General features: G+C 35.7%; 4 protein-coding genes and 1 pseudogene. 4 read left to right on the top strand and 1 reads right to left on the bottom strand.

Features of this window, described 5'->3' with window-relative positions; all coding sequences use genetic code 11:
• Together L4C36_RS23195 and L4C36_RS23190 are read left to right on the top strand one after the other, a co-directional pair.
• On the top strand, positions 1-3,268 hold a 3,268-nt coding region (locus L4C36_RS23195), incomplete at its 5' end, for a toxin VasX (RefSeq protein ID WP_428480138.1).
• Complete coding sequence (locus L4C36_RS23190; RefSeq protein WP_428480137.1) at positions 3,265-4,371, top strand: hypothetical protein; 1,107 nt, start codon at positions 3,265-3,267, stop codon at positions 4,369-4,371. The genes L4C36_RS23195 and L4C36_RS23190, both read left to right, overlap by 4 nt.
• Before the next feature lie 98 nt (positions 4,372-4,469).
• On the opposite strand, the pseudogene L4C36_RS23185 reads toward L4C36_RS23190, so the two are convergent.
• Positions 4,470-4,622: pseudogene (locus L4C36_RS23185) on the bottom strand (IS256 family transposase); the annotation flags it as partial.
• A gap of 551 nt (positions 4,623-5,173) precedes the next feature.
• On the opposite strand from L4C36_RS23185, the gene L4C36_RS23180 reads away from it, so the two are divergent.
• Together L4C36_RS23180 and L4C36_RS23175 are read left to right on the top strand one after the other, a co-directional pair.
• Positions 5,174-5,539, top strand: a complete 366-nt coding sequence (locus tag L4C36_RS23180; RefSeq protein ID WP_428480136.1) for a hypothetical protein — start codon at positions 5,174-5,176, stop codon at positions 5,537-5,539.
• 365 nt (positions 5,540-5,904) lie between these two features.
• On the top strand, positions 5,905-6,606 hold a 702-nt coding region (locus L4C36_RS23175; RefSeq protein ID WP_428480135.1), incomplete at its 3' end, for a hypothetical protein.

Here is a 6,606-nt window from a genome sequence, read left to right as displayed (position 1 = left end):
TATATATATTATTCATAGCTTAAGGCAGGATATTATTTATGCTTATAAAGTTTCTGAGTTTGGTAAAATACAGAAAGTTGAGCAGCAAGGTAAAAAATCTAAGCGTAATTCAGAGTCTGAAGAGTTTATATATACTGATTCTGAAGCCTCAATAACAATAAAAAGACAGGGTACAATTCAAGTTTTATATTCAAAAGAATCTATAACACCTAAATTGCAAAGTCACTTATTGCTGTCTTCTAAATTTCGCGACCAAGTGATGCAGAAATGTGATGTGGGTTCATTTGATTGTGAAAGTGGAAGTAGGCACTTATTACCACCACATCATTTAGAAGAAAATCTGTCTGATTGTCATGTTGAAAAATATAAAGATAAGAGAGCATGGTGTTGGCTTAATCAAGAAAAAAAACCTAAACAGCAAAATGTTTCATCAATTTTAAATAATATCGAAAAACGTTATGAAAAAGACGCTGCAATTCTTATATTAGAAGACCCAATCGAGTTAATGACTGACTTGTCCAGTGCAAAAATTGCATATGTTAATGAAGAGATTGAATGGTTTAATCAAGATAATAATGATGCGAAATTTTTTGCAGCAACACAACTAAACTTACTTATTCATTTTAATGAAAGACATTTTAGAAGAGGATCTAGTAATGAAAAAATTCATTCATTTATCGAAAATAACTTTGATTTTGCAAAATACCAATATGAATCTTTCTTAAAGCATTATAAACAATATCAGAAATATAACAGTGGGGTTGATAAAGATTATGGCCCTAAAGACATAAGTTATGATGATGTCTTTAATTATAACAAAATTTGTGAGGAAATAGAAAAGACAGCTAAGGAAATAGGTGTAACTGGTGACCAGTTAAGAGCTCATTATTATAATGCTGAAAAAAAGCATGATAATCTTTTATATGGTAAATCATTTGGTGATTTAGGGATAATAGAAAGGATAAATAAAAGTGAGATGGATGAGTGGCTAAGTGATGCTCATAGAAATATGTCAATATGGGATCATGGAAATAATATTCTTCTATCTGATTTGAATGCTATGCGACCAAAAGCATATGAAATGTTACCTATTTTTGATAAAGACGAAAAATCACAATTTGTTGAGCGTTTAAAAAAAGAAAATTACTGGTTAGATGCAACATCTGATGTGATTGAAAATCATGAAGAAATAAGACGTTTTTACTTTGGTTCCTTAGGAGAACAAAATTTACATTGGTACACATTTGATAATGAAGGTCAGTATGATGAAGACAGCATAAATGCTAAGTTAGCAACACTACAGGGTTATGATAGTCTTTTATCAGATGCAACGAATGCAGAAGGGACATATGCTGCACATAAAGAACATGGTGACTGGTTAAGTGGATTAACGCCATTACATGAATTTAATCTAATTATTGCTGGCCGTAATATTATCCCTATTACAGATATGCCTCCAGAGGCTAGGCTTCAACTGTCAAGATTTGGTAATACATTAGCTAACTTTGCAATTATTGAAGTAAAGCAAGTTTATGAAGGTATGAAGCTTAGACAAGAAAGAGTTGATAGATTGCTACATTATGTGAGTAATGGGTTAAAAGCGGTAATGATGTCACAATCAAAAAACTCAAGAGTCACCTTTGATATGTATTATGGTGATGAAGCAGTGGTCGACGCTAAGTTATCTGAACTCGAAAAAATAAAAGTAGAAGCTGGTGAGGTTGAATCAAAAAAAAATAGAGTTTATTTGGAGTCAGGTCTTAGTTCTCATCAAAAGGATTTAAAACGAGCAGTTTATCAAATGGAACTTGATGCATATAAGGTTGATGCAGCAAGATTGCATAGTGAATTAGGTGCGAAAGTTGAAGCGTTGCCATTTGGTAACCGTCAAATTGTTATGCACTTTTATGGTGCAGATATTGAAGAGTTTGAACAATATTTAGATTTTCGTAGAAAAATATTAAGAAATCAGGTGCTATTTGGAAATGTTGATGGCGATATATTAGACGGCTCTATTAATGCTGTAAAGTCAGGAGTGTTTGGATTTGTTTCTGCTGTATTGAATATCATTAATTTTTACCAAACTGCTGAAGATCTTTCTAATAAATCCAGATTAAGCATATATCAATACTCTGAATATTTTGGAGATCTCCTTGCTTCAATATCGGCATCATTTGCAGTTGCAACGGAAGTTACGAAAATTTATTCACAACTAAATTATGTAGAAACAGATAATGCTAATTGGATTAAATTATCAGGTAAAGTTGTAGCAGTAGGTAGTGTGCTAATCTCTATAACAGCAACAGTTTCTGCTGTATTAGATGGAATCAAACAACTTGGTAATTTTAATCAGAGTATTAGGAAGGGTGATAATATTGCAGCATTAGGTTCTGCAATGGCTTTTACTGGAGATGCTATCCAAGCAAAAGCGACATATCAGATTATGTATGCATCAGGACGTCAGATCAACGCTGTTGTTAACCATGGTGTTAGTTGGACTAGAGCGGCAAAAACCGTGATGCGATTTGGTTCAAGATTCAATCCTTGGATATTATTAGGGAGTGCTTTAGTTTTCATTGGTGAAGTTATTTATAATTTGATGCAATCAGAAGCTATTGCATTGTGGTCGTCTAATTGTTGCTGGGGTAAATATATACCATTACGCGCTGATGGGGATAGAGGATGGGATTATGATAAGCATGTTGTAAAATGGCAGGAAGTCATGCAAACACCAGTTTTACATATTGAGTCTAAAAAGGTTAAACAAAAAATCATTCAATATACTAGTTTAAGGCAAAAGATTGAAAAAATAGAAGATAAAGAAATAATTGATAAAATAAACTTAATTATACCTATGGCTCATTCGTATAATATTAGGTTTTCTGTTGTTATTAAACTAATAAGTGGAGTAGTTATCGATAAAACATCGGAAGTAAAATTTGCATCTAAAATCATTCCTCACACTATGAATAAAAYTATAATTATTGATTATAGTAAATTAGGTGATTGGAGGAAAGAGTGTCGTTATATTGATATTTATGTTGAAGTTAAAAATAGCCATGGAGATATTCTTTTTTCTGAGCAAGGGGGAGCAAGATTTTCACTTAATACATACAACATTGCTTCTCTTGAAAAAATAGATGGTTATGACTCTATTTATAATTGTGAGTTGCTAGAATTAGAGGATTCTTCATTGTTTTATAAGACAGAAATAGTTAAAGGCATGAAAGAAATATCTGATATTAAATTAATGGAGACAGAGAGTTGAATCAGTCAATCCCTTTTTTTTCTGGGCAAAAGCAAAGTGGAAAACTTAGTGGTAAAACAGTGCTAAGTCCATTGCCAATTAGAACGAACATATCTGGAGCTAACTATTGCACAGTTTTACTAAAACGAAATTCAGCGTACCTTGATTTAGGTGGAAGTGCAGGTTCTATATTTCAAGGCCAAATTTTGTATTTGTTTTTTATAGTTATGATTGTAATGTCACTTGGGTTTCTTTTGTACTTTTCAAGTCAGGTTGGATATGTTGGTCATATTGTAGAGCTTATTAACCACAATGGTTTCTCATCTCCTGGTTATAATTTAAGTAACTTTTTAACTGGTACGTTTTTTATTTGTTTACCTTGGGTTATCATAGGTTCTGTTATTGTTTTAATAATGTATTCAACAGCCAAAGATATGAAAAAAGTGGTTCCTTTTCGTTTCCATCGCCAGCGTCGTGAGGTAGCGATGTTTAAATGGAATAAAAAACGTAAAGCCATTGTTGTTCGCTATTTCCATTGGGAAAAAGTGTGTGCCATGGTTGGTGAAGGCGTAACCGTTACACCAACTGGGATGATAGGGAATGGCACTTTATTTATTGGTGGTAACGATGAAAGTATTAAAGGACTGTTTTGGGCTGCAATGACTTACAATGTCGGCAATAATTTAGATGGCGCTTTACAGTGGGAAACCATCCGCCGTTACATGGATTATGAGATGGAAGATAGTGACATTGTGGATTCCTCGCAGTTAACATTTCAATCACTGATTGAGGGTTACTGTAAGGAACAAAATATTTCAGTAGATGAATTTTCGATTGAAACTCGTATTTGGTGGGAGCTTAACGGTACGCGCTTTGGTATTTGGTGGAATAACTATTTATCTCGAGTGTGCAGGGATCATTACAAACACAATGCCGAATTTGAAGCCTGGAGTCAGCCGATCCCTGAATCCGAGTGGGTTAAACCAAGTGATGCGTTGAATTATTATAATGATATGCTGATGCGTAATGAGTATGCACAAGGCCATAATATTTTATCTATTGGCGACATCCGCACAAAATATACGAAATACGGTGAAGCGGTTGAGAACGAACTCATGAGTTAGGTCGAGGGTGTTCATTGTTTAGCGCCTTTTCCTCATTAGCCAGTCCCCCCCCACGGAACTGGCTATCTGAGGGTGTTCATAGTTCTGTGTCAGCGTAATCACCGATCTACATACTCATCGACCCGACCAGGGAAGTGGATGCTTAACTGAGATAATGTCAGGTTCCAATTCTGTACCGGATGTGTCCACTTTTCTGAAGCCTTTAAAATCCCGGCATAAAGCAGCTTTAGCAAGCTGGTTTCATTGGAAAACTACGCTGTGCACACGCTCATTTTTGTGTGGCAAAGATCCGTTAACCGGCACGTGCTATGAACATCGGAGAGGGTTCACAAGAAGAAGTGATCAACCGTTGGCATCGCGAGCGTAATGTAAACGAGACACCCATGATTTGTACTTTCTTGCCCAGTGTTCTAGGCTTCATTTTTCATGGATGATAAACGACCTCGACCACCATGCCCAAAGCAAGGAAAACACAAGTCAGCCTAACAGACACACCGTACTACCATTGTGTCTCTCGTTGTGTGCGACGCTCATTTTTGTGTGGCAAAGACCCGTTAACCGGTACGTGTTATGAACATCGAAAAGGGTGGGTTGAGCAGCGATTATTGTTTCTGGCCAAGGTATTTGCCATTTATGTTTGTGCTTATCCGGTAATGAGTAACCACACCCATCTCGTTTTGCATGTCGATAAAGACCAAGCACTGAGTTGGTCACAAGAAGAAGTGATCATCTGTTGGCATTGCGTGTGTAGAGGTAACTACCTTTCAACTACTAGGTTGAATGAAATACACAGCGAAGCCACATGGGTAAAGCGCAGTTAATGGCGGTTGAGCGTATTGCTGAGGATTGGCGTGTGCGATTGCATGACATCAGTTGGTTCATGCGGTTACTCAACGACCCCATAGCTCGCCAGGCCAATAAAGAGGACGGATGCACAGGGCGTGTCATCCGTGATGGCAAGAAAGGGAGCATATCGGAAACGGCACGAAACATCGTCTCTCGCCTTGGACTGACAGAAGAAAATTGGTTGGAATTAACGCATCGATTAGAGAAAAACTTCACTGGCGCGATAGGCAAGGAAGGCTTGCTGCGCGAATATTATCATCATATCGGCCAGCAACGAACGAGCGGAGTTAGCAGCAGTCGAAGGTTACTACATGTAGCCTGAGCATTTTTATCTTCCATTTCTTACTGGCTAGATGACTAGGTTTTATCGTGCCTGAAATTTGAATTCATCAGAGATTTCATGATGTAGACCGAGATATCTGACGGAAGCGTTGGAAGTAAAACCTTGAATAGTAGATAGTCAATGAATTATGGCAATGAATATACCATATGGTTGAGTTTTTAAGATGGGTGTCTTATTAGTTTTTCTATATCTGTAGGTGTGATTATGCCAATGAATTTATATACAAAAGGGAATAATAAAATTTGTTATAAGGGAGAGAAGTTRAACAGTATTCCGGGTTATGTTTATATGGCGATGGTAACAATCGATGGTGATATTCAGACGCTCAAAGTTGGTGGTTGATAATGGCTTTAGATATTAATAAAAGAATTGAAGATTTGAAAAACAAAGAAATATTATTACAATGGCAGTTTATAGGCTTTGAAGGTGGGCGGTATGGGTCTTTAATTAGATGGGTTGTTATATTACCAGCGGCATGTTTTCTTCCAGTGGTATTGTTGATTGCATCAGATTTTAGCCTTGGAATAGTTGGAATGTTAATATGTGCCATACACTTGTTAGTGTCATTATTTGTGGGTAGGTATTTATTGCTTCCTGATTATAGTTTTAATTATTATGTAACAAGAACCGGTATTAGATATGAGCAGCGAGAAGTGATTCCGGATATTGCATATAAAATTGTACGTATTATTTCATGGGTTGGTATACCACTTTGTATATTCTCCGTACTTATTTATGGCCCAATGATCTTTGTTGGTGCAGGTGGATTTGCGCTGATGTCATTTCTTTTTGCAAATTTCAAGGTGGAAAAAAATGATTACGCTGTTTTTATTTCGCATCCGACATTGGTTTTTAATCCAATAAATGACACCCGTTTTTCTATAAAATCAATGAGTGAACATAGCATTAATTATTCTTGTGATTTACATACACAATCCATAAGTCAAAAAAATCAAATAATAGAAGATATTTTGAAATTATCAATAGGTTATATAGTTAATAATGTGAAAAGTATGGATGATAAATATAACCATCCTATTTATGCT

The sequence above is a fragment of the Photobacterium japonica genome (assembly GCF_050337005.1).
GTDB lineage: Bacteria > Pseudomonadota > Gammaproteobacteria > Enterobacterales > Vibrionaceae > Photobacterium > Photobacterium japonica.
The sequence above is the reverse complement of the archived record's forward strand: the minus strand, read 5'-3'. Positions and strand labels throughout refer to the sequence as shown.

What these genes read in the sequence shown, in the direction of transcription:
- L4C36_RS23180 (WP_428480136.1), top strand. Translation starts at nt 5,174, where the DNA reads ATGGGTAAAGCGCAGTTAATGGCGGTTGAGCGTATTGCTGAGGATTGG.